This is a genomic window from Hydrogenophaga sp., assembly GCF_050250835.1.
In the GTDB taxonomy this organism is placed as follows: Bacteria; Pseudomonadota; Gammaproteobacteria; order Burkholderiales; family Burkholderiaceae_C; genus Hydrogenophaga.
In genome coordinates this window covers 362,157-384,438 of sequence record NZ_JBFWNX010000002.1, presented here as the reverse complement: position 1 = coordinate 384,438, position 22,282 = coordinate 362,157, and the positions used below count along the sequence as shown (strand labels likewise).

Genomic DNA, 22,282 nt, shown 5'->3' with positions numbered 1-22,282 from the left:
ACCGCCTCACTTTCCGGCCGATCGCCGACACCGAATCAGCGTTCCCAGCAGCTGCGGGCGTCCAGCGGTTCGGGCACCTGCGCGGTGGCTCCCTGGCTGCGCTGGCCCGTGTGGTCGAGGTGGAAGCTGCCGCATGGATCGGCGGTCTGGGCGCCGGTGGGAAGTGCGCTCAGGCGGTGACTCCAGCCCGTTTCCGAACTGACCGACAGGGTATAGCGGCCGCCTTCCACCCCGAGCACGCCAGCCGGCACTTCGATGGCCAGCGGATAGCTGCCGCGCACCGTGGCTTCGCGCTCCATCCACTGTGCCAGGCGCATCAGGGCGGCCCGCGCATGGGCCCGATGGCTGCGCAGCACGTACTGGTTGTAGTTGGGCAAGGCGATCACGGTGAGCACGGCGATCAGCGCCACCACGATGGTGACTTCGATCAGGGTGAAGCCGCGAACCTTCACCGCTGCAACTCGCGCCAGTCCATCCGCACGCCGGGGCCACCCGAACCGAGCAGCGAGGCCTGGTCCGTGCAGGCGCGTTCCATGCAACCCTCGCCCTGGCGCGCAGAGATCAGGTCCAGGCGGTTGCTGGCGCCTGGCAGGGTGATGAATTCGGAAGCCTTCACCCGCACGCGGCTGACGAGTTGGGGGCTGGCCGTGAGGCCGGGCAGGGCAAAGACCGGCCTGGCGGACGGTCTGCCGGAGATCATGTTGAGCACGGTCAGCCAGTGCTCGTCCTCCAGAGACCCGCCTTCGCAGCTTTCGCTGGCACTGACATCTGCCGGGACGGTGCTGGTGATCAGGGCCTTCTGGCCCTCGAAGTACGCTGGTGGCTGCAATACGCGCTCGCGCTCGCGTGGCAAGTCCAGGTACCAGCCCCGGTGGTTGACTGCGCTGTCGCCGCGCGTGTAGGCCACCGTGCGTTCGGTGGTGTAGGCCCATTCGGGCGTGGACGTCGCTCCCCCCTGGCCCAGCACCATTTGCTGGACCAGGGACTGGCGGGTGTCCCTGGCGCGGATCGGCTCGGCGTCCAGGACGCTCAGGCGCCCGTCGCGTTGCAGGAATTCGCTTTTGTCCCAGACGCTGTAGATGGTCTGCACCTGGGTATCGGTGGCGTCCGAGGTTTGCAGGTGCTGGCCGGTGCCGAACATGAGTTGGATGCCTCCCAGCGGATGCGCCAGCCACAAGGGCGCGGTGGTGATGGGTTGCCGCTTTGCTGGCGTGGTGTTGTCCACTGCCACGAAGAAGGGTTCGCAGAGCGTGGAATCTCGACAGGTCTTGCCGCTGCCGTCCCACACGCTCACGCCCCAATCCGCCTCGTTGGTGCCGGACAGGTTGAACTTCCAGAGCTGGCCTTGAAGATCACCAGCGTAGGCCAGGTCCACTTTGCCGTCGCTGTTGACGTCGATGAGGCGCGGTGCGAACAGGCCGTTGGATTGTTGTTCCTGCGGGCTGGCGATCAGGCGCACCAGGCGCCGGTCGCCGTCCAGGTACTGGATCAGCAGGACCGGGCGCTCGCGCGAGCTGTTGACACCATTGCCCATGATCACGGCCCAGCGTCCGTTGTTGAGCTTGACGATCTGCTCACTGCGGCCCGTGGTGGCGTCGTCCACCACAGGTGCAGCGTAGATGTGTCCGACGTCCTCGTGACCAGAGTAGCTGCCGCTGGCGGTGCTGGCGAAACTGCGATCCAGCAGAACCGAACCGGGTGAGAAATTCCGGGGGTCGGTCACATCGAGGATGAAGTAGCCGCGCCCGCCGCCGGCCAGGCCGCTGACCAGCACCGTGCGCCAGTCGGGTTGGGTGCTGCCGGTGGCGCGCAGGTCGGCGTCGCCAGTGAAGGGGCTGCCATCCACGTTGTAGCGGTGGGTGTACGACGGCTGGGTGTAGGCGTGCAGGGTGCTGTAGGCCGCCAGCGGCACGTAGGCGAGTCGCTCGGCGCCGGTCTGGGCGTCGAATGCGTGCAGCATGCCGTCGTTGGCGCCCACGTAGACCAGGGGCATCCGGTTGGCGTGGCGAGCGCGGAAGTCATCGTGCCCCGCCTGCGGGAAAGCTGGCCGCTGTGGGGCACCGGTGTACCAGAGGTTGGCATTGACGATGTCGCCCAGCCGGGAACTGCGCTGGCGCATGGGGCCACCGTGCTGGCTCTCAAGAAAACGGTCGCCACGCAGGTACGCCACACGTTGTCGCCCCAGGCGAATGCCATCGTCGCCGCGCAACTGGGCCTTCTGGCCAGCGGACAACTGCTGCCATTCGAAGGCCACACCCTTCACCCCATCGTGCGTGAGGATCAGCCTTTGCGCGAGCGTGAGTTGGGGTGCGTCCAGCATGGAGGTGGCGCGCCAAACCGGGGCCTCGCTCACCGTGTGGCTGCCCGGCGAAATGCGGTGGGCGCTGATCTCGCCACTCCAGCGCCGTGCATCGAAACCTGCCATGAAGACCAGGCCGTCTGCGCGCACGCGGCTGGTGCTGCTGGTGATGCTGGTTCTCAGGGGTGGGTCGGTTGGGCTGATGTCCTGCAGGGTTCGGTCGAGTGCCTCCACCAGGCGGTCCTCGTCGGGTGCAGGCGTGAACTGGCCACGGCTGTTGAGCGCCATGTGCCACAGCTCGGGCTTGCGAAACGCCTGCCGCGACTGGTAGGTGTCGGCGCCGTCGCAGGGCTGGTTGCCGGGGCCGGTGCGCAAGTCGTTGCAGAAAGGCGATGGCCACTCGGCTTCGCCCCGGATGAGCGGCCCCAGGCCCGAGAAGTGGTCGCCCGACCAGGTGGGCTGCGCTGTCCAGTCGGTGGCTCGTCCCAGGCCGATGGTGTGGTTCACCAGGTGTTGCCAGGTGGCTGGATCGTTGCGCGGATTCCAGTAGGGCTCCAATGTGGCAGGCGCGGCGTCGGTGCCGAAATTCTCATTCGCTTGAGGCGCGTGCCAGCGAGGCGCCACCTCGTTCGGCAGACCGGGTTGCAGGTCGCGGGACCAGTAGTGAAAAGCCAGGTCCGACAGCGTGCTCAAGCCGGCGCTGCCCCAGGCGTCCCGATAGAGGCGGGTCTGGCTCGCAGGGCCGGGAAATTCCACGCCGTCGGGGAATCGGACTGGACTGTTGTCAGCGTTGGCGCCACGCACGACGCGCTGGTGATCGGCACCGGCGGTGTCAATGCCCAGGCTGGAGGCGTGACCCCAGGCCCCATCGCTCAAAAAGAGGTGGTAGGCCTTGCGGCACGCCAGCAAGGGCTCAGCTCGATGCCCCGGTGCGGAAGCCCATGGACTGTCGATGCCCAGGCCGGTGGCGCTGAGGTATTGCCCTGCTGCGTCCAGCATGCTGTGCGACGGCGTTCCCTGGCCCAGTGCCAGTCCGTCGACCCAGGCCATGAACCGCTGGCGGTGCCCGGTGTCGAGCGGGCGCACAGCGTTGCTGCCCTGGCAGGCCACCGTATTGCCCGGAATGCCTCGACAGCCGTGCATGCCTTGCCACGCGAGCCGGATGCGACCGTCTTCCAGGCGTTGCTCGGAGAAGGCGGTCTTCAGGCCAGCCTTGAGGACCTGCAAGCCCGTGTCACCGAGGCTGCTCGAGTTGTCCACGGAGACGATGACGTTGGGCGCGGGCTGACGCGACATGCGCGCCGGATGCTGCGCCAGCTGGAGCGGCGCCGAGTGGGCGGATGTGTACGGCGTGCCGCAGGTGAGCAGGGCCAGGCTGACGAGGGTGATGCTACGCACGGACGGTCTTCTCAGTTCATGGATTCTGGTTTTGCGGGTATGGCACGAACACTGAGCGCAGGTGCGCGCGGGTGCCGGGCTTGAGCCCTTTTGCGTAGGCGGTGATGCGGTACACAAAAGGGTGGCGGCGGTCAGGCACGGGCAGGTCTCCCGACGGATTCAGAATGCCCGCGGCCTGCGAATAGCGGAACACTTCCACCCAATACCAGGCGAGAGGCGTGGACGGGTCCAGCAGCGCGTTGTCGGTGATGTCGGGGCGCGACATCGTGAACTGCCCATAGGTGGCGGCAATGGCGGTGTCGCCGCTGCCGGAGGTCATGGCGGCCAGGTCTTCGGACCACGCACCCTGGAGTGCGTCCACGGTATCGGGCAGGCAGATGCCGCGCAGGCAATTGCGGTGGCCTGCCTTCAGCTGCTGGCGCAAAAGGTCCAGGTCGTCGTCGTCCTGCGGGTAGTGGGGCGCGGCGGGATCCCGGGCCCGGCAGCCCGACTGTGCGGCCGGATCGTTGTCGCAGGGCGAGCCATCGGCGCGCAGCCCCAGGATGTCAAGTTCCGCGTCGCGAATCAGCGCCTGCGCGGCGGCGTACGCGCGTTGCGCGTCGCTCTCGCTGCCCACTCGGCGCTCGCCCAGCCAACTCACCTGAAGGCTGCCCAGCAGTGCGATGCTTCCGAGCAGCAATGCGGCCATGACCACCAAGAGCGCCACCCCGCGCTGACCGGCTGCCATCGGTTTCATGTATGTGCGTTGCGAAGGTGAATCACGCGAACGACGACGCGGCGCATGCGGCCGTCGTCGACGATGGGTTCGTTGCGGCATCCGGTGAGTTGGCGTTGCACCGCGCTGCGAGCCGGACTGACCAGCCGCAGGCAGACCATGACGCCTTGCACCCGTCCCCAGTCGTCCGGGGCTTCCAGGTACTGAACCTGCTCGCCGGTTCGAACCGCGTAGCGCACTTGAAGATCTTCCACGCCTTCGATGAGCGGGGCGGGATCTTCGTGTCCGGAGCCCTTGCAACGCAGGTTGCCGGCAACCAGTTCGAAGTGGTTCACGATGCGCTCGCCCAGGGGAACGTTGCCCAGGCAGTCGCGGGCGTCGATCGAGGGGTCCGCGTCCATGGCCGTGCGCAGCGTGTCGGGCGCCCCGGCCGCCCCTTGTGTGCCGTCCACCTGCGCTGGACCGTTGTCGGCGTCGTCGGCTGCCGAGCCCGGATTGAACGCCACCATGCCGCTGCCGGCCGCATCAATCAGGCCCCGTGCGCCCGCCTGCCGAACCTGATGTCCGATGATGCGCAAGGCGGTTGCTGTGTCCTGGTGCAGGCGAAGGGCCTCCCCCAGCGTGGCCGAAGTGGCGCGCGCGTGCGCCATGCTGCCGATGGCGGCCACGGAAATCAGCAGACCGATGACCAGAGCGATGAGAAGCTCGACGAGACCGACGCCGCGTGTTCTGCGGTGCGATCGCCATTCTGGGAGAACCCGCCTGGAGCCCATGATCAGGGCCGCACGTAGACGAGATGACAGGTGAAATCCCTCGGGCACACGGCGTGGGGGTCGTCGCCCTCCATCACTGGCAGCGGGGATTGGCCGAAGGGGGGCGTCCCCACGTCGGACCAACCGAGCATCACGCCAAGCTGCCCGGGGTCGGTTTGGGAGCGGAACACGCGGGCGTCCGCGCCCGGCAGCAACGCCTGCCACGATTGTTTCCACTGGAACAGGTCGTGCCGGGCCAGTTCGGCCCCGGTGCAGGGACGGCTGTGGCAATCGGGTGCTGAATCCATGCGCATGCCCCACTCGATCTCGTAGAGCGATGTGGCAGAAGCCGTGGACGGACCGATCAACGGGTTGAGCTGCATGCGCTCCAGGAGATCGTTGGCCATCTGCACGGAGACGGCTCGCGCATTGGCATGGCGTGCCTGCGCCAATGTGCCAGCCTGCAAGCCGGCCAGTCCGAGTACGCCCAGGGCGAAAACCAACAGCGCCACGAGGCTTTCAATCAGGCTCACGCCGCTTTGCCAGCGAGGACGCATGGCGATGGTCCTCAGCATTTCGCTGCAGCCCTGACGGTGCGGATGCGGCTGCCAGCAGGAAAGCAGATCAGCACGCCATCGACGGCCGAGTAGCCTTTACCCGCCGGATAGATCTCCAGTCGAGTGCCGGCTTGAGTGACCTGACCGAAGCGGTCGATGGCGACCGCAACCGGGTTCACCGCGCCTGCCTTGCGCAACACGGTGTCGACAGGGATGGGTGAGGTCTGAAGCAGGGATTCGTTCTGATCGAGGGCCTGGTTGCCGTTGGGATCGGCGAACATGAGCCAGCCACAGCGCCAGTCGCCCCTGGAGGTGGCTTCGGGACAGGGTTCCACGCGGCGCAGCACCACCGGCTCGCCCAGGCGGATTGCTTCCGTCCTGGCCAGCTGGATCGTGCCGATGAGGCTGTCTTTGAAGGCGTCCACCCGGTGGCGGCGTGCCATGTTGGCAAAGCTCGGCGCTGCAAAGGCGACGATCACCGCGAACAGCCCCAACGCCACCAGGATTTCGACCAGGGTGAAGCCACGGGCGTGCCGGCCGGGAGCTTGCAAGGGGGGCCGCACATTTTTCATGGGCGGCACTGTAACAGCAAAAGGAAGACTAAAGAATTATTCTTTCGGCCTCGGGGCGTCGGGGCCTCTGGTGGGCGCGGGTGGTTGCGGCAAGCCCCCTGGCACACGGGCCAGGACGCGCAGGTCGCCGTCGAGCATCCGGGTGTCGGTCATCTCCAGCCGGGTGGCCTCCTGCAAGTGCTGCAGCGGGCCGAAGTCTGCCATTCGGGCGCCATGGCCGAGCAGACAGGGTGCGAGGTAGATCAGCACCTCATCGACCAGGCCCTCGCGCAGGAAAGACCCGTTGAGCTTGCTCCCGGCTTCCAGGTGCAGTTCATTGACCTCGCGGCGACCCAGATCGCGCAGCATGTCGGCAAGTTCGACCTTTCCATGGGCGCCAGGCATCGCCAGCAGCGTGGCGCCCTGGGCTTCGAGTGCGCCGATGGCCGTGGCGTCCTGGCTGGCGTGGTAAATCCAGATCTGGCGCCGCTGGCCATTGCCAGGAGGGGCGAACAGCCGGGCGGAGGGGGGTGTCTTGAGACGGCTGTCGACCACGATCAGGTGCGGTTGGCGCGGTGTGTCGACCAGGCGCACGTCCAGCCGTGGGTTGTCTTCCAGCACCGTTCCCACACCGGTAAGCACCGCGCAAGCTCTGGCCCGCCAGGCATGGCCGTCGGTTCGGGCGGCCTCACCGGTGATCCATTGGCTCGCGCCGTTCTCCAGGGCGGTGGTGCCATCAAGGGAGGAGGCCATCTTCATCCGCACCCAGGGCTGACCACGCGTCATGCGGCTGAAGAAGCCGATGTTGAGTTCGCGTGAAGCCACCGCTGCAGGGTCGTCGTCTGCCAGGAGTTCGACCCCGATGCCAGCCGAGCGAAGCCGTTGAACGCCCTGGCCCGCTACCAGCGGGTTGGGGTCGGCGATCGCGACCACCACCTGGCCGACGCGGGCTGCCATCAGGGCTTCGCAGCAGGGCGGGGTGCGGCCGTGGTGCGAGCAGGGCTCCAGCGTGACGAACGCGGTGGCGCCCTGCGTGGTTTCGCCACGAGCCTGGGCGTCGCGCAAGGCCATCACCTCGGCATGTGGGCCGCCCGCTTGTTGTGTATGTCCTTCTCCGATCACCCGGCCGTCCGCACCGACCAGCACACAGCCCACGCGCGGATTGGGATTGGACAGGCGAAGGGACAGTCGGGCCAGATCCAGCGCCCGGGCCATGGCGCCGTTGGCCGTCAACGCAGGCGCCATCACCTCCAGCAGCCGGCCGGCGTCGTGCCTGTGGCGCCTTTTGCGCCGGCCTGGTTCAGTGTCAGGGTGGCGCAGGCAGTATCACCAGCCTGCGGGGCTCCGGGCACGGCCTGCAGGACGTAGGCGGTGGCGGATGGATTGGCTGAGAAGCCGAACGTGTAGATGCCTGCGAGGTCGGTGCGACAGGTCAGGTTGGGCAGTTCGGCCGATGTCAGTGTGGTGGCACATCCCGCGCCCGTGCGGTTGTAGGCCAGGCAGGTGGTGTAGTTGCGCTCCACCCACTGCGCCAGCTCCATCACACAACCCGCGGCCGTGGCTCGCCGGGTCTTCTGCATGTGGCTGACGTAGCTGGGATAGGCGATGGCCGTGAGGATACCGACGATGGCGACCACGATCATCAACTCGACCAGCGTGAAGCCGCGCTGTGTCGAATGCGGTGCCGCAAGGGCTGGGTGACGGGTCTTCATGAGCTTGAATCCAGTGAGGGGGAGGGTCAGTCCCGGATGATTTCGCGCCAGGTCAGGCGGCCCTTGATCGGAATGGCGCCGGTGTTGACGCGGATGTCTTCCACCGTCCCTTTGGAGCCGCCGACTGCAAGGCGGTTGCCCACCAGGATCGCCTCGCCCGGCATGCCCACGCCAAGGTCGATCGAGCCAATGTACGCGCCGCCCAGCAGGTCGTCGACGAACTGACCATTGTCGTTGACATCGAAGAAGGGTTTGGTCAGGCGGCCGCCAGTGTACGGGTTGATGGCGTTCAGGTAGCCGTTGCCGCCTGGTGTGCAGTCGTCCACCACCGGGATGATCGAGCTCACCAGCAGGGTGGGCTCGGCCAGGCGGAAGATGTTGGACGCCGTGACCACCCGCTCTGCCGTGGCGGGCGAGGGTGGAATGGGCCAATCGAGGTAGAAACCGGACTTGCCCGCCATGTCTCCCGCGGCGGCGGTCGCAAAGGAGCGCACCGGTTTGCCGTCGAAGGTGCCAGACGCCTGCACCGCGCGCGAAACCAGGTTGGTGCGGCCATTGATGGTGGTGTCCTTGTCGATCAGGCCGTACCAGGTCTGGATGGCCGTCGAGCTCGGGTCGCCCGTACGGAAGTAGGCGCCGGTGCCGAAATGGACGAAGCGCTGGCCGAAATTGACGTCGCCGGATGCGTCGTTGCGGGTGATGCGCATCGGCGCGGTGATCGGCTGTGGCTGGTTGATCGCATCCCGGGCCTGGAACATCGGCAGGCCGCCATTGGCCGTGACCCAGCTCGCCACGGTGTTGCCAGACACATCAAACTTCCAGACGTTGCCGTGCAGGTCGCCCGCGTAGATGTAGTCGACGCGGCCGTCGTTGTTGCTGTCGAACAGGCCTGGGGTGGCCAGCCCGTTGTCGCTGCCCGCGCCGGTGTCGATCTTCTTCACCAGCGCGCCAGTGACGAGATTGAAGATGTACAGAACCGCCTTCTGGTCGGTGCTGTTGTAGCCGTTGCCCACAATGACCACGCGCTGGCCGTCGTTCATGGTGGCCAGCACAGGGCGGCCCAGCATGTGGCCCAGGTCGGGATCGCTCGTGGAAAAGTACTCCCAGAGCACATTGGACGGCGCAAAGTTGGCGGGGTCGGTCACGTCCAGGCCGAACAGGCCCTTGCCGCCGCGGCCCAACGTGGCGACGAGGTAGTTGTTGGTGATCAGCGGGGTACGCGCAGACACCGCAATATCACCATCGACAAAGTATTCGTGTTGGTCGTTGTAGGCCGGAGAGGCCATGTTTTTCAGGCGCGACAGCATGCTGCTCGGAATGTGCGCAAACAGTTCCACGCCAGTCTTGGCGTTGAAGGCATGAAGCATGCCGTCGTTGGCACCCACGTACACCGTCTCGGTGTCCTTGACATAGGCCGGGGAAGAATGGGAAATGTCGCCCAGCACGGTGTTGACCGAACGGTCGCGCAGCGTGCCGCCGTTCTGGATCTCCAACGTGCGCGCGCCGCGCAAGTAGTTCACCAGCGGCTCGCTGTTGTTGAAGTGCGCGCGTTCCGCGGGGTCCGAGAGGTTCGCCCAGGTAAACAGCTTGCCCTTCTCAGGCCCCGTCGCGTCTGACCAGTAGGTGATCTTGCGAGATCCATGGGCAGGAATGTGGTCGGCGGCCTTCCAGGACGCGATCGCGCCCACACCCGCGTCGGTGACGGGATAGGCCGAGAGATCGCCCGACCACCTCGTGCTGTTGAACGTGGCCTGATAGACCAGCGAATCGGTGGAGAGCACCGTGCTGTTGGCAATGATGTTGCCGCCACTGCCGCTCTTTTCGATGATGTTGTCGAAAGCCTTCTTGAGCGCTTCGCGCAGCTTGAGTGGGTTTTGCACCAGGAAGTAGGTGTCAGGAACGCCATCGCTGTTGGTGTCCCATTCCAATGGCAGGTCCGGTGTATTGCTGTTGTTGCGGTCCACGAAGCCACCCCACTTGGCCGCGTACCAAAGGGGATCTCGCAGCAGCGTGGCCCCGCCTGTGCCCGTGTTGGGTGTGAAGACAAAGGTGTTGCCCGCTGCGCCCACGCTGGGTAGCGTGGCGCAATCGGCCGGCGGCGTGGTCACGTCGCAGTAGCCTGGTGTGCGACCAGCCGGCACGTTCAGGAAGTAGGAGCCAGATCCGGTTTCGTCACGGGCGACGAGATAGACGCCGTCCTGGGTGCTGCCAGAGATGACGTAGCCCATGTTCTGGTAGATGCCACCGGCCTGGTAGGTGGGGCGCACGGTGACCGAGAGTGTGTTGTCGGCATTGGCCAGCACGGTGTACTCGGAGATGGCATCCATGTCGTGGTCGCCGCCTTGCTCCACGTCTTCGAAGTTGATCTGGAAGCGTGCGTAGTAGCGTCCGCCGTTGATGCTGGCATCGGCATCCGCCGCGCCCGAGTTTGCGATCTGTTCAACGTAGAAATCGACGATCTGGTTGGTGGGCTGGTAGTTGCCTTTGGTGGCGGAGATGCCGGAGCCACCCACCGACTTGGAGAACGGCACGAGGTTGATGACCTTGCCGTTGGGCAGCTTGGCTTCGATGCGCGGAAGTGGCGAACTCAGCGCCACCACGTAGTTGTCAACCGATTGCTTGCCTTGCAGCGTCGAGCGCAAGTCGGTGGTCTTGGCATAGTAGGACATGGCAGCGGAGTAGTAGCTGCCTTGCTTGGTGGGCTCTTCCGGCGCCAGGCCGCGAATGGTGCCCAGCGAAGTCACGCTCTTGGGCGTGGGCGCCGCGTCGTATGAGCCGGTGCCCGTGCCCGACTGACCGATGAAGCGCTGACCCGTGATGTTCGATTCCACGGCGGTCATGGTGTCGCCAAGCACCTTCACGTCCAGGCCTGTGATGTCCCCTGTGAAGGTGTTGAAGTGGGTGCCTGGAATCGAGTTTGAGTCGAACGAGGGGTTGATGTCGGAGATGGTCAGGAAGTTGGCGCGCGAGCAGAAGGACGCCTTGGCCGCACTGGTGTTCTCGTACGGATCGTCCCAGGTCACGCTGCTCAGGCCCACCTGGGTGTCGAAAGTGGTCGAGGTGTTGAAGGCTGCGGTGGCAGACTTCTTGCCTGCAAAGTAACGCGTGGCCTCGTACAGCATCTCGCCGATCGGGTTGCCCCAGTCCACCAGCTGGCCTTCCGTCGCCGCCTTGGCCGAGTCCGTGTAGGGGCTTGACTTCCAGTATTCGTCGGAATTGCTGCTCTGGTTGAAGCCGCGGATGCGCAGGCGGTTGAAGGTGTTCACGATGCGAGCGTTCGCATCGAAAATGCCGGTGTTGCTGGCCACCTCGTTGGAGAACGAGGACACCACCTTGCGCAGGCGCCCGCCCGACATGTGGTTGTCGTAGCTCCCGGTCAGCAGGCCGAACAGCATCGAATCGTTTTCACCATAGTCGTGCAGCAGGCCGACCGGTTTGTACTGGCCGTTGGGGTACAGCTTGCAGTCCTTGTTGTAGGTGGCGGTACACACGAGCACGCGCACGGTGTGGTTCACTTCTGCATCGGTGCCGCTCGGGAAGCTGCCCGAGGACAAGGTGTTGTGCAGCACGGGGCGCTCCTTGGAGGCCCATTCCCAAACACGGCGGTCGTCGCCCACATTGGTGCGCAGGCGCAGCAGCGGCGCCATGTTGCTGCAAGTGTCGAGCGTGCTGCAGTTGACAGTCCGGTTCGCGGTCAGGTTACCGAAGAAGTGGCGGCGGTTGGTGGCCGTGGGTTGGGCCAGCGGCGTGTAGTCGCTGATCAGGTAGCCATCGGTGGCCTGGCTGTGGTATTCCTTGGCCCAGCTGTGCGCATCCTGTGGAATGTAGGCGCGGCGCAAGATGGTCTCCGTCGTCGAATCCACCTCGCGGAAGCCGCCGTAGAGGACCTTGCGCAACGCGTCGATGCGGCTGGTGGTGACATAGTTGAGCCAGTTGCCAGACCACCGATGCGTGGTGCTCGCCGAGCAGCGGCCCAGGCTGTCGGCCGTGGCGCCCGGGCTGTACAGGCCGGTGAGGCCGCTGCCGCTGTAGGCGTAGCACAGCGTGGAGTCGAACAGGCCGTAGTAGGTGATGGAGGGCTTGAAGCGTGTGTCGAGCGTGCCGTCACCGTCTACGTCGCTGGCGTCGTTGTAGGCCTCGTAGAAGAACTTGTGGTCTCGTCCCGCCACCAGCATGGTCATGGGCTTGGCGCTGATGGTTGCCCCGAGTGGCTTGGTCGGCCAGGTCAGCGCTTGCACGCTGAGCGTGGCCGACACGATGGCCGTGATGGCGACGATTTTCAGCGCGGTGTTCAGGTGTGACAGACTTTTCATGGCGAGACTCCGAGGAAAATCATTCGGCTGCAAAGATCGACTGCAGCATCACCGCCGCCCGGTCGTTGCCGGCGTTGCTTCGTGCGGTGATGCGGTAGCGCTTGCAGTCGGTACCAGCAGAAGGCGTGCCCGGCTGGCAGGGAAATGTGTTGCCCAGGTATTCCACGATGTATTGCGGCGTGATGCTGATGGGACCGTTGGCCACGGCGGTGGCGTTCTGCCATCCTGTGAAACCCGAGTCGGCCCAGCGCACGGTGGCGCTGCTGTCGGGCGCGCCACAGACGCCTGCCACGCAGGCTGCCAGTGCGGCTGGCGTGGGCACGGTGGTCTCCACCAGTGTTTCTGCTTCGCGCAATGCAGCTTCAGCCGCCTGGAAAGAGAGGCTGCGGTCGAAGGTCTGCGCCGTCATCTTTTCTTCCAGTGTCACCGTGCGCAGCGCGCTCAGGCCCACCAGGGTCATGATCACCAGCAGGATCAGTGCGACGACCAACGCCACGCCCGCCTGGCGGCGGGGCAATGCGGTGTGGCGGGAACGGGGGCGGCGGGGAGTGTTCATCAGACAGGCCTGTTGCGCAGATTCACGACATGGATGAGCTGGCGTTCCACCGGTTGCTGGTTGGTGCCCACGGCAGTCTGCGTTTCCAGCGTCAGCCTCAGGCGCACCGCCACCACCTGTGCGGCAGCCGCCGTGGTCCAGTCGGTGATGGCTGCTGCGGTGACCCAGTTGGAGTCGAGTGCGCCGGTCGCGCTGTTGCGCAGCAGGTAGTCCAGTTGCATGTCGCGCACGCCTTCGGCAATTTCCTCGGTACCGGCGGCATTGACGCGGAAGAGCGAGCGACCACCCCGCGCGTTGTTGCCGACGTACCAGCCGCTCGCGGTCATGAGCGTGACAAATCCGCCCGGCTGGAAAGCGCGGGAATTGCCGGTCTCGCTCGAACAATCGGTCGGATAGCCCAGGCCTTCGCTGCAGTTGTCATTGACACCGGCGCCGTCGTCGTGCGCCACCACGGCGGACGTGCCCGACGTGGCGCTGGTCAGTTTGGCCAGCGCGGCCGACTGCCCGTCGCAGATCACGACGATGTTGTTGGTGCCGAAGCCGTGGCTGATGGTGTTCAGCGTGATCTGCGCGGTGCCTGCATCGTGCGCGGTGATGGTCACGCCGTCGAACATGCCGCCGCTGAGCACGCGCACGGCATCGGTGTTGGCCACGCGCTCACCGACCGCCGTGCCGGTGGCCACGATACCGGTGGCGGCCTGCGCGTCGTCAAATCCCTGGAGCACTCCCGCGTTCCAATTGGACGTCCATGCCGTGCCAGCGTTGTTGAGCACGTTGGCCATCAGGCTGGCGCCACACAGGTTGCCACCGGCTTGTCGCACTTCCCGCGCCATCAGCTCGAACGAAATGCGGGCGTTTTCCTGCAGCCGGCCCAGGTTTTCGTTGGTGCGGAAGGTCTGCTGGTTCGTCATGAAGATGTTGATCACTCCGCCAATGAGCAGCAAGCCCAGCACCAGCGCGACCATCAGCTCGACAATGCTGAAACCCGCCTGGCGCGTGCGCGCCGAGCGGGTGCCGGCCTTTGAGTAGATGGGGGTGCGGCTCATAGACGGCTCGTGGTTTCAAAGCGTTGGGCGCCCAGGCCGCCGGCCCGGCTGTCGTCCCAGGTGATCTGGATGGTGCACAAGCCCGTGACATCGCAGTTGATGGCGCCGCAGGTGGTGTCTTCATTTCCCAGGCTCGTTCGCAGGCTCTGAACCCAATCCCTGCGGTTGTTGTCGGACAGGGTGGCGCCGGTGATCGCCAGCGGACTGCAGATTGGCGCGATGACGCCTGCACTCACCGCGCCCGTGTTGTAGGCCAGGGAAACGGCTGCCGCACGATCGGCGCGCATCGCATCGAGAATGTAGTAGCTCAACATCACGGCCTGGCCGCGCGCATAACTGCTCTGGTTGGTCTTGAGCGCGTTGGCCTGCAGGCCAGCCATGCCCAGAAGGCCCAGTGCCAGGATGAGCACGGCCACCAGGATTTCAATCAGGCCCACACCGCGCTGGCGTTGAACGCCGCCGGGGCAGGATCGGATGGTGCGGGCAGGGCGCATGCAATTCCTCATGATGCTGGGCAGGTGGCGGCGACGGAGGCGGGCGTGGTGGTGGTGACGCGCCCGGACGCAGTGATGGCGATGTCGCGGGCGCGGCGTGTGTCGGCCAGCGCGGCTGCGGTGCTGCATACCCGCAAGACGCCTGCCTGCGAGGCGCCATTCATCAGCTTGGCCTGCCCGTCGGAGGCGAACGACACGAAATTCGGCACGCCTGAGGAGCCCGCCATGACAATGTTGCCACTGGCGGCGGCGTTGCTGGCAAGGATCGCTTCGCCGGTGTCGACGGTTGCGTCCGCCGAAGACCGGGTGGTGTCGATGAAGATGATCCACCCCTGTGCCCAGTTGCCGGCAGTGGTGCAGCCGGTGCCGTTGGTGCTCTTGCACACCGTCACCCGCGTGCCGCGGCGGATGGCCTCGGTTCGGGCCAGCGCCAGCGCGCTGACCATGTCATTGGTGCTGGTGGTCAAACGGCTGGAAGCCACTGCCGACTGGAAACTGGGCACCCCCACCATCAGCAGCACGGCCATGATCGCCACGCCGACCATAAGCTCGATCAGCGTGAAGCCCGCCTGCGGGCCGCGCATGCGCCCAGGCCAATAGGTAAATGAATGTTTCACGGCCGAATTGTGGGCGGGGGGCCACCCGCTGGCGCTGCACAGACGCCGAAGTGCCGTCTGGAGAGGATGGACGGTCAAGGCCGTACCGGACGTCACGAAATGTGAGGTGCCGGACGGGGCGAACGGGCCCTGGCTAGCGCTTGACCTCGTCCACCAGAGCGCGGAATTCGTCGATGTCTTCGAAACTGCGGTAAACACTGGCAAAGCGGATGTAAGCCACCTTGTCCAGCTTTTTCAGTTCGCGCATCACCATTTCACCCAGGCGCGTGGCAGGTACCTCGCGCGCGCCCAGGTTGAGCAGCTTTTCCTCGATGCGCTCGATGGCTGCGTCCACCTGTTCGGTGCTCACTGGGCGTTTGCGCAGCGCCAGTGCGAATGAGGCGCGCAATTTGGCCGGTACGTAGTCGACCCGCCGGCCGTCCTTCTTCACCACCGCCGGGAAGCTCACCTCGGGGCGCTCGTAGGTGGTGAACCGTTTTTCGCAATGTCCGCATTGGCGCCGGCGCCGGATGAAATCCGCGTCCTCGGAAACCCGGGTCTCCACGACCTGGGTTTCCAGATGACCGCAGAAGGGGCATTTCATCGGTACACGGGAAAGCGAGCCGTGAGAGCGTTGACTTTGGCGCGGACGGCGTCAATGTTGGCAGGGTCGCGCGGGTTGTCCAGGACGTCCGCGATCAGGTGGGCGGTCAGGCGCGCCTCTTCGTCCTTGAAGCCTCGTGTGGTCAGGGCCGGGGTGCCGATGCGCACGCCGCTGGTCACCATGGGCTTTTCCGGGTCGTTCGGAATGGCGTTCTTGTTGATCGTCATGTGCGCGCTGCCCAGAACGGCTTCGGCTTCCTTGCCGGTGATGCCTTTGGCGCGCAGGTCCACCAGCATCACGTGGCTTTCCGTGCGTCCGCTGACGATGCGAAGACCGCGAGAGACCAGCGTTTCGGCGACGATGCGCGCATTTGTCAACACTTGTTGCTGGTAGGCCTTGAATTCGGGCGCCAGCGCTTCCTTGAAGGCCACCGCCTTGGCGGCGATCACATGCATCAGGGGGCCGCCCTGCAGGCCCGGAAAAATGGCGCTGTTGATCGCCTTCTCGTGCTGCGCCTTCATCAGGATGATGCCGCCGCGCGGGCCGCGCAGGCTCTTGTGGGTGGTGGAGGTCACCACGTCGGCATGTGGCACCGGGTTGGGGTAGATGCCAGCGGCAATCAGGCCGGCGTAGTGCGCCATGTCCACCATGAAGATGGCGCCCACGTCTTTCGCCACCTTGGCAAAGCGTTCAAAGTCGATGCGCAGGCTGTAGGCCGAAGCTCCGGCGATGATGAGCTTGGGCCTGGTTTCGTGCGCCTTGCGCTCCATGGCGTCGTAGTCAATGGCTTCCTGTTCGTTCAGGCCGTAGGACACCACGTTGAACCACTTGCCGCTCATATTGAGTGCCATGCCGTGGGTGAGGTGGCCGCCTTCGGCCAGGCTCATCCCCATGATGGTGTCGCCCGGCTTGAGAAAAGCCAGGAACACCGCCTCGTTGGCCGAGGCGCCACAGTGGGGTTGCACGTTGGCGGCTTCGGCGCCGAAGATCTGCTTGACGCGGTCAATCGCCAGTTGCTCGGCGATGTCCACGTACTCGCAGCCGCCGTAGTAGCGCTTGCCTGGGTAGCCTTCGGCGTATTTGTTGGTGAGCTGGGTGCCCTGCGCGGCCATCACGGCCGGCGAAGCGTAGTTCTCGCTGGCAATCAGCTCGATGTGGTGTTCCTGGCGCGCGTTCTCCGACTGGATGGCGGCAAAGATTTCGGGATCGGTTTGCTCGATCAGGTGTTGGCGGTCGTACATGGCAGTCCTTCAAGACATGAAACCTTGCACAAAGGCAAGGGCTGCCCAGGCGAACGGCTGAACACCAGAACCATCGCGATCCCGGCGGTACGCTTCCCAGTGGTTGTCCCAGCGCCCACCGGAGCGATGGGGTCAGGGGGGCCACGTCAGCGGCAGCCCCCGGCCTCGGTGGGTCGGGGATGCGCGCCTATCGCCAGTTGCGTACCCGGTTAGTTTAGCCGAGCCCGCCAGAACGCCGGCTCGCTCAGGAGCGCGTCAGGCTGCCCGTGGGCATGGGTGGCTGGGCCGGGCCTTCGGCTTCCAGCTCGGTGCCCGGCTTCGCGGGCAAGGTCACCACGGGCGGCGCGGCGGGGGCCACCACAGGGATCGGGCGGGCTTGCGGAACAAAGCGCGGGACCGGTTTGCCCTTGGCCACGCTCAGGATGCGAAGGTGTTCGGCCATCACCTTGTTGATGTACCAGCTGCCGTCGGTGCTGACCGCGCCCACATACAGGCGCAGGCCACCTTCGACTGAGCCTGCGCGTTTGATGCAGTCCTGCAGCACGCGAACACCCACGCGAAGGTTGGACATCGGGTCGAACGCCGCGAGGTGACCGCCGAAGTCCTCGTATTTTTCCGTGTGGACCCGGGTGAGCACCTGCATCAGGCCCTGCGCGCCTACCGGGCTTTGCGCAAACGGATTGAAGCGCGACTCGATCGCCATCACTGCCAGGATCAAGGTGGGATCCAGGTTGGCCTTGGCGCCGATTTCGTAGGCCTCGGCGACCAGTGCGCCCAGCGGTTCGGCTGCGACGCGGTATTTGCGGCTGAGCCAGAAGGCCACATTGGCCTGCTCTTTGGGCAGAGCGGCGGGCAGGGCAGCGGTCACACGGTCAACGGCGCTGGGTTCTGCGGCATAGACCGAGTCTTCTGCCAGCGCCTCCTGGCGTTCCAGCAGCCAGCCCAGCAATTGTTGTTCGGCGCTCTGGCGCAGGTCAGCGCGTGCGCTCAGGGTGATCAGGGCCACGGCCAGCAGGGTGCCCAGGAGGGCAAGCCCGTTGTGCGTGATGTCAAAGAAGCCCTGGTAGGTGTCGCGCAGGGCGGTCCTCAGGGATGCCACGGCACCTGAGGTGCTCTGGTGTGGCGATGCGTTGTTCGCGGTCATGTGATCGCTCCTTGGATGGGGTCGCCATCGACCGATGGCCTCGCGGGGCGGTGGTCGAGTTAGCCTTTCTGGCAGCGGTGCGGGTTAACCCTGGACGGGCAAGCGAGCGGATCGTAGGTGCTTATAAATACCCGGTCAATGTTTTTGAATCAATTTTTAACAACCACTGGTTATGAACAAGTGTGAGAAAACGTAAACAAGCGGAGTTCGCTAGCGGAGACTCCAGTGAACACAGGGCTTGCCGGGTGGTGGCCTGGTAACGACCGTTTGTCGGCTGGCAGCCGCCTTTCATGTTCCAAAACGCCATTTCGACCCGTCCGTATGGCGTTTTGCCGCGTGATTGAAAATCTGCATGAACGCAAGGCCCCAGGTGTCTTGATCCCCTCGAACAAGGCGAGTAATCTGTGACGGCCTGTTCGATGACAGGCTCAAGTCGGCAACGCGGGGATCCGCAAGTCGGCAACCAACGGGAGCAATCTGTTGCTTCCAGGCTGGAGGGACATCCAACTCCCACCGCCAAAATCGACGGCAAGAGCATTTCGCCCGCCGTCAACCCCGGCAGGCTCCGTCTGCCGGGGTTTCTTTTTGGGGTGTTCTGCAAGGGTGGTGCTTCGGCGACACTCGTGCCATCGCATTGCTTTCCTTCGCCCGATGAACGCCCTGACCCGTCCTTTGAGCAGCAAGCCCTGGCTGAGGAGATCGTTCATCGCACTGGGAGCGTTGCTGCTGCTGTGGGCGGTGACCTGGCTTGCCGTGCCACCGCTGCTGAAGTGGCAGCTGCAGAAACAGGCTTCGGATCTTCTGGGTCGGGCGGTGACCGTTGAGCGCATCGAGTTCCGGCCCTGGTCGCTCGGCCTGACCCTCGAAGGGCTCCGGGTGGCTGACGCCTCGGGGAACAGTGCCCAGTTTTCGTTGGCCCGCCTGTATGCCAATGCAGAGCTTCAGTCCCTCGTCCGCCTGGCGCCGGTGATTTCCGCGCTCACGCTTGAGCAGCCCCGGTTGACGCTGCGGCACCTGGGACAAGGCCGCTACGACGTGGACGACATCCTGCAGCGGCTGAGCCCGAGCGACAACGCGCCGGCTTCTGAGCCCAGCCACTTCGCGCTCTTCAATATAGATGTCGCAGGCGGAGAGCTCACCTTGGCCGACGACGGCACGGGTACCACCCACCACCTCACGCAATTTAACCTGGGCGTGCCATTCCTCAGCAACCTGCCTTCCCGGCAGGAGGTGGTGACCGAACCGCGCCTGGCTTTCGTGCTCAATGGCAGCGCGTTCGATTCGCGCGCCAGCACCACGCCTTTCGCCCAGACGCGCGAGACGGTGGCGCAGGTGGACATTCCCGCGCTGGACCTGTCGCCCTATCTGCCGTATTGGCCAGCGGTGTGGCCCATGCAGCCCCGGGCCGGCACATTGCATCTGGCGCTCAGGCTCGACTTCGAACAGCAGGCGCAGCCCCGACTCGCGCTGTCGGGCAAGGTCGCGCTGTCGGGCCTGCAAGTCGTCGAGCGCATGGGAACGTCGCCAGATGCCGCGCTGTTGTCGTGGGAGCGGCTGCAACTGGACATCAACCGCCTGGAGCCCTTCGCACGCGTGGCCGACCTCGCTTCGGTGGAGCTTCTGGCGCCGCGCCTGGAGCTGGCGCGCGACCAGCAGGGGCGCCTGAATCTGGCGCGCATGAGTGCTGCGCTGGCCGCGCTGGGATCGCCGGCGTCCTCCCCGGCCGAGGCGGCGCCGCCTGCTGCGCCCTGGCGGGTGAGCGTGGCCAGGGTGCTGCTTGAGGGTGGCACCGTGCCCTGGAAAGACGCGTCGGTGCGGCCGGCGGCCGATCTGGCGGTGACCGCATTGAAAGTGCAGGCCCAAAACGTGCGCTGGCCCATGGATGCATCGGCACCCTTCGAAGCCAGCGCCGTGCTGGGCGACACGCCCTTCAGCCTGAAGGGCAGCGCCACCGCCAGCGAAGCCCGCGCCGAACTGGTGCTGGGTGAGCTGCCCTTGAACACGCTGGCCCCGTATCTGGCTGAAGTGCTGGTCCCCGAACTTGACGGACGGCTGCGCGCAAACCTGGCGCTGCAGTGGCGTGCAGGGCAAGGGGGCCAACCCATGGCCTTGGCGATCGACGTTCCGACCCTTCAGGTGGACGCCCTGCGGCTGGGCCCGGCCAGACGTCCGCTGGCCAGCCTGGGTGCCTTGCAGATGCGGGATGTGCGGCTGGATCTGGCCGCTCACACCGCCACGGTGGGCAAGCTGCTCGCAAACCGCTTGCAGGCCAGTGTGCTGCGAGATCAGGGCGGCCGGTGGCAGGCGCAGGACTGGTTGAAATCATCGCCGCCCGTTGCGCGTGCCGAAGCTTCCTCCCCGTCCGCGCCCTGGCAGGTCACCCTGGCCGACGTGGAACTCGACGGTGGCAGCGTGACACTGGACGATCGTGGGACGGTTCGCCCGGTGAACGTGGCGGTGAGCCAGCTCAAGCTGCAGTTGAAGAACCTCCAGCCCCTGGCGAGCAATCCGCCCGACATGCCCCTGTCGTTGCAGCTTCGGCTGGGCCCGGCGCAGGCCGCGCGGGGTGAGCCAGGCAAGCTGAGCATGGCGGGCAGCCTGCGCCTGCCCGGCGCTGCCAAAGGCCTGCGGCTCAAGGCGAAAGTGCAGGCCGATGGCCTGCCTCTGCACGAACTCGAACCTTACTTCGGCGACCGCCTCAACCTTGAACTGCTGCGTGCAGACGCCAGTTACCGGGGTTCGCTGGAGGCGGCATTGCCTGCCGCGGGCCTGCGCCTGTCGCTGGCGGGCCAGGCTTCCCTGGACGACTTCCGGGCCAACACGCTCTCGCCAGCCGAAGATCTGCTGGCATGGAAATCGCTGCAGGTGCGAGGCCTCGACCTCTCCGTGGTGCCGGGGCAGGTCACCCGTCTGGTGGTGGAGGAGACGGTGCTCAGCGACTACTTCGCTCGCATCATCATTGACGAGGCCGGCCGCATCAACCTGCAAGGCCTCGTCAAGCCGGCGCAAGGCGAGGCGACCGTGGCCGCGTCGGCGCCTGCCGCATCCGCATCTGCGCCCGTTGCAGCAGCAGCAGCTGCGGAGCCGACGGCCGATGTGCGCTTTGGCCCGGTCAGCCTGGTCAATGGCCGCGTGCTGTTCTCGGACCGCTTCATCAAACCCAACTACTCCGCCAACCTGAGCGAGCTCACTGGCGGACTCAGCGCGTTCTCCAGTGTTCAAGCGTCCGGCGGTGCGCCCCAGCTCGGTGATCTCACGCTGCGCGGACGCGCCGAAGGCACGGCTGCACTGGAGATCGACGGCAAGCTCAATCCGTTGGCCAAGCCTCTGGCTCTGGACATCCGCGGCAAGGTGCGCAATCTGGAGCTACCGCCGCTCTCGCCCTACAGCGTGAAGTACGCGGGGCATGGCATCGAACGCGGCAAGCTCAGCGTGGACGTAGCCTACAAGATCGAGCCCAACGGGCAACTGACGGCGAGCAACCAGATCATCCTGAACCAACTCAGCTTTGGTGACCGGGTGGCTGGCAGCGAGGCGCCCAACCTGCCGGTGAAGCTGGCGGTGGCCTTGCTGGCCGATCGCAACGGCGTGATCGACATCAACCTGCCGGTCAGCGGTTCGCTCAACGACCCTCAGTTCCGACTCGGGCCGCTGATTTTCCGGCTGATCTTCAACCTCATCGGCAAGGCCATCACTGCGCCGTTTTCGCTCATTGCCAGCGCTTTTGGCGGCGGCCCAGAGATGAGCCAGGTGGCATTTTCCGAGGGCGGTCAGGCGCTGGATGCCACCGGGCGCGAACGGCTGGACGCCGTGGCCAAGGCGCTGGCGAACCGGCCGGCCCTGCAGGTCACCGTGGTGGGGCATGCCGATCTGGAGACCGAGCGCGCCGGCTACCAGCGCGCTCGGCTGGACCAGCAGGTGCTGGCCGAAAAGCGGCGCGCACTGGCCAGAACCGGCACCCCGCCGACCAAGGGCCTTGTGGTCTCGCCCGAGGAATACCCCGCGCTCCTCAAAGAGGTGTACCGGCGCGCCGACATCCCGAAGCCGCGAAACGTGATCGGCATCGCCAAGGACATTCCACAGGCCGAAATGGAGGCCCTGCTGATGGCGGCCGTGCCAGTCACGCCCGATGCCTTGCGAGACCTGGCCGTGGCGCGCGCGGTGGCTGTCAAGGACTACCTGGCCAGCCGCGAACTGCCGGAGGATCGGCTGTTTCTCGGCGCTCCCCAGCTCACGCGGCAGGGCGAGAACTGGCGCCCACAGGCAGAGCTTCGGCTGGCCCCGCGCTGAACCCGCAGGCGCAG

The 22,282-nt window shown here is 65.7% G+C and carries 17 protein-coding genes and 1 pseudogene; 1 reads left to right on the top strand and 17 read right to left on the bottom strand.

Going from position 1 to position 22,282, the window contains the following annotated elements; translation table 11 throughout:
- Nucleotides 1-35: 35 nt before the first annotated feature.
- The 17 genes and pseudogenes from AB7F11_RS05005 to AB7F11_RS04925 form a co-directional block, all read right to left on the bottom strand.
- On the bottom strand, nt 36-452 hold the full coding sequence (locus AB7F11_RS05005) for a type IV pilin protein (RefSeq protein WP_428289703.1): 417 nt from the start codon (nt 450-452) through the stop codon (nt 36-38).
- On the bottom strand, nt 449-3,697 hold the full coding sequence (locus AB7F11_RS05000; RefSeq protein ID WP_428289702.1) for a pilus assembly protein: 3,249 nt from the start codon (nt 3,695-3,697) through the stop codon (nt 449-451). The genes AB7F11_RS05005 and AB7F11_RS05000 overlap by 4 nt, the downstream gene beginning before the upstream one ends.
- Before the next feature lie 16 nt (nt 3,698-3,713).
- Nucleotides 3,714-4,424 carry a pilus assembly protein gene (locus tag AB7F11_RS04995; RefSeq protein WP_428300726.1) on the bottom strand — a complete coding sequence of 237 codons (711 nt, stop codon included), beginning with the start codon at nt 4,422-4,424 and terminating at the stop codon, nt 3,714-3,716.
- Between the two features lie 5 nt (nt 4,425-4,429).
- Entirely contained in the window at nt 4,430-5,080 is a 651-nt protein-coding gene (locus AB7F11_RS04990; protein WP_428289729.1) for a PilW family protein, read from the bottom strand.
- Nucleotides 5,081-5,185 (bottom strand): annotated as a pseudogene (locus tag AB7F11_RS04985) (prepilin-type N-terminal cleavage/methylation domain-containing protein); the annotation flags it as partial. It lies immediately after the preceding gene.
- Between the two features lie 2 nt (nt 5,186-5,187).
- Complete coding sequence (gene pilV / locus AB7F11_RS04980; protein ID WP_428289700.1) at nt 5,188-5,721, bottom strand: type IV pilus modification protein PilV; 534 nt, start codon at nt 5,719-5,721, stop codon at nt 5,188-5,190.
- Between the two features lie 11 nt (nt 5,722-5,732).
- Nucleotides 5,733-6,293 (bottom strand): GspH/FimT family pseudopilin, encoded by a 561-nt coding sequence (locus AB7F11_RS04975; protein WP_428300725.1) that lies wholly within the window; start codon nt 6,291-6,293, stop codon nt 5,733-5,735.
- Nucleotides 6,294-6,329: 36 nt separating this feature from the next.
- The gene (gene ribD / locus AB7F11_RS04970; RefSeq protein ID WP_428289698.1) at nt 6,330-7,517 is read right to left on the bottom strand and encodes a bifunctional diaminohydroxyphosphoribosylaminopyrimidine deaminase/5-amino-6-(5-phosphoribosylamino)uracil reductase RibD; all 1,188 of its coding nucleotides are present in this window, start codon (nt 7,515-7,517) and stop codon (nt 6,330-6,332) included.
- On the bottom strand, nt 7,517-7,984 hold the full coding sequence (locus AB7F11_RS04965; protein WP_428289697.1) for a type IV pilin protein: 468 nt from the start codon (nt 7,982-7,984) through the stop codon (nt 7,517-7,519). The genes ribD and AB7F11_RS04965 overlap by 1 nt, the downstream gene beginning before the upstream one ends.
- A gap of 26 nt (nt 7,985-8,010) precedes the next feature.
- Nucleotides 8,011-12,297 (bottom strand): pilus assembly protein, encoded by a 4,287-nt coding sequence (locus AB7F11_RS04960; RefSeq protein WP_428289696.1) that lies wholly within the window; start codon nt 12,295-12,297, stop codon nt 8,011-8,013.
- A gap of 19 nt (nt 12,298-12,316) precedes the next feature.
- Complete coding sequence (locus tag AB7F11_RS04955; protein ID WP_428289695.1) at nt 12,317-12,853, bottom strand: pilus assembly PilX family protein; 537 nt, start codon at nt 12,851-12,853, stop codon at nt 12,317-12,319.
- Nucleotides 12,853-13,899 carry a PilW family protein gene (locus tag AB7F11_RS04950; protein ID WP_428289694.1) on the bottom strand — a complete coding sequence of 349 codons (1,047 nt, stop codon included), beginning with the start codon at nt 13,897-13,899 and terminating at the stop codon, nt 12,853-12,855. The genes AB7F11_RS04955 and AB7F11_RS04950 overlap by 1 nt, the downstream gene beginning before the upstream one ends.
- Nucleotides 13,896-14,393, bottom strand: a complete 498-nt coding sequence (gene pilV, locus AB7F11_RS04945; RefSeq protein WP_428289693.1) for a type IV pilus modification protein PilV — start codon at nt 14,391-14,393, stop codon at nt 13,896-13,898. The genes AB7F11_RS04950 and pilV (AB7F11_RS04945) overlap by 4 nt, the downstream gene beginning before the upstream one ends.
- An 8-nt stretch (nt 14,394-14,401) precedes the next feature.
- The gene (locus tag AB7F11_RS04940; RefSeq protein WP_428289692.1) at nt 14,402-15,010 is read right to left on the bottom strand and encodes a GspH/FimT family pseudopilin; all 609 of its coding nucleotides are present in this window, start codon (nt 15,008-15,010) and stop codon (nt 14,402-14,404) included.
- 133 nt (nt 15,011-15,143) lie between these two features.
- Nucleotides 15,144-15,593, bottom strand: coding sequence for a transcriptional regulator NrdR (gene nrdR, locus AB7F11_RS04935; RefSeq protein WP_428289691.1), 450 nt, complete (start codon nt 15,591-15,593; stop codon nt 15,144-15,146).
- Nucleotides 15,590-16,834: a serine hydroxymethyltransferase gene (glyA, locus tag AB7F11_RS04930; protein ID WP_428289690.1), complete on the bottom strand. Its 1,245-nt coding sequence runs from the start codon at nt 16,832-16,834 to the stop codon at nt 15,590-15,592. Before glyA ends, nrdR begins: the two co-directional genes overlap by 4 nt.
- A 244-nt stretch (nt 16,835-17,078) precedes the next feature.
- Nucleotides 17,079-17,978: a transglycosylase SLT domain-containing protein gene (locus tag AB7F11_RS04925; protein ID WP_428289689.1), complete on the bottom strand. Its 900-nt coding sequence runs from the start codon at nt 17,976-17,978 to the stop codon at nt 17,079-17,081.
- A gap of 651 nt (nt 17,979-18,629) precedes the next feature.
- On the opposite strand from AB7F11_RS04925, the gene AB7F11_RS04920 reads away from it, so the two are divergent.
- Complete coding sequence (locus AB7F11_RS04920) at nt 18,630-22,268, top strand: DUF748 domain-containing protein (RefSeq protein WP_428289688.1); 3,639 nt, start codon at nt 18,630-18,632, stop codon at nt 22,266-22,268.
- The last annotated feature ends 14 nt before the right edge of the window (nt 22,269-22,282 follow it).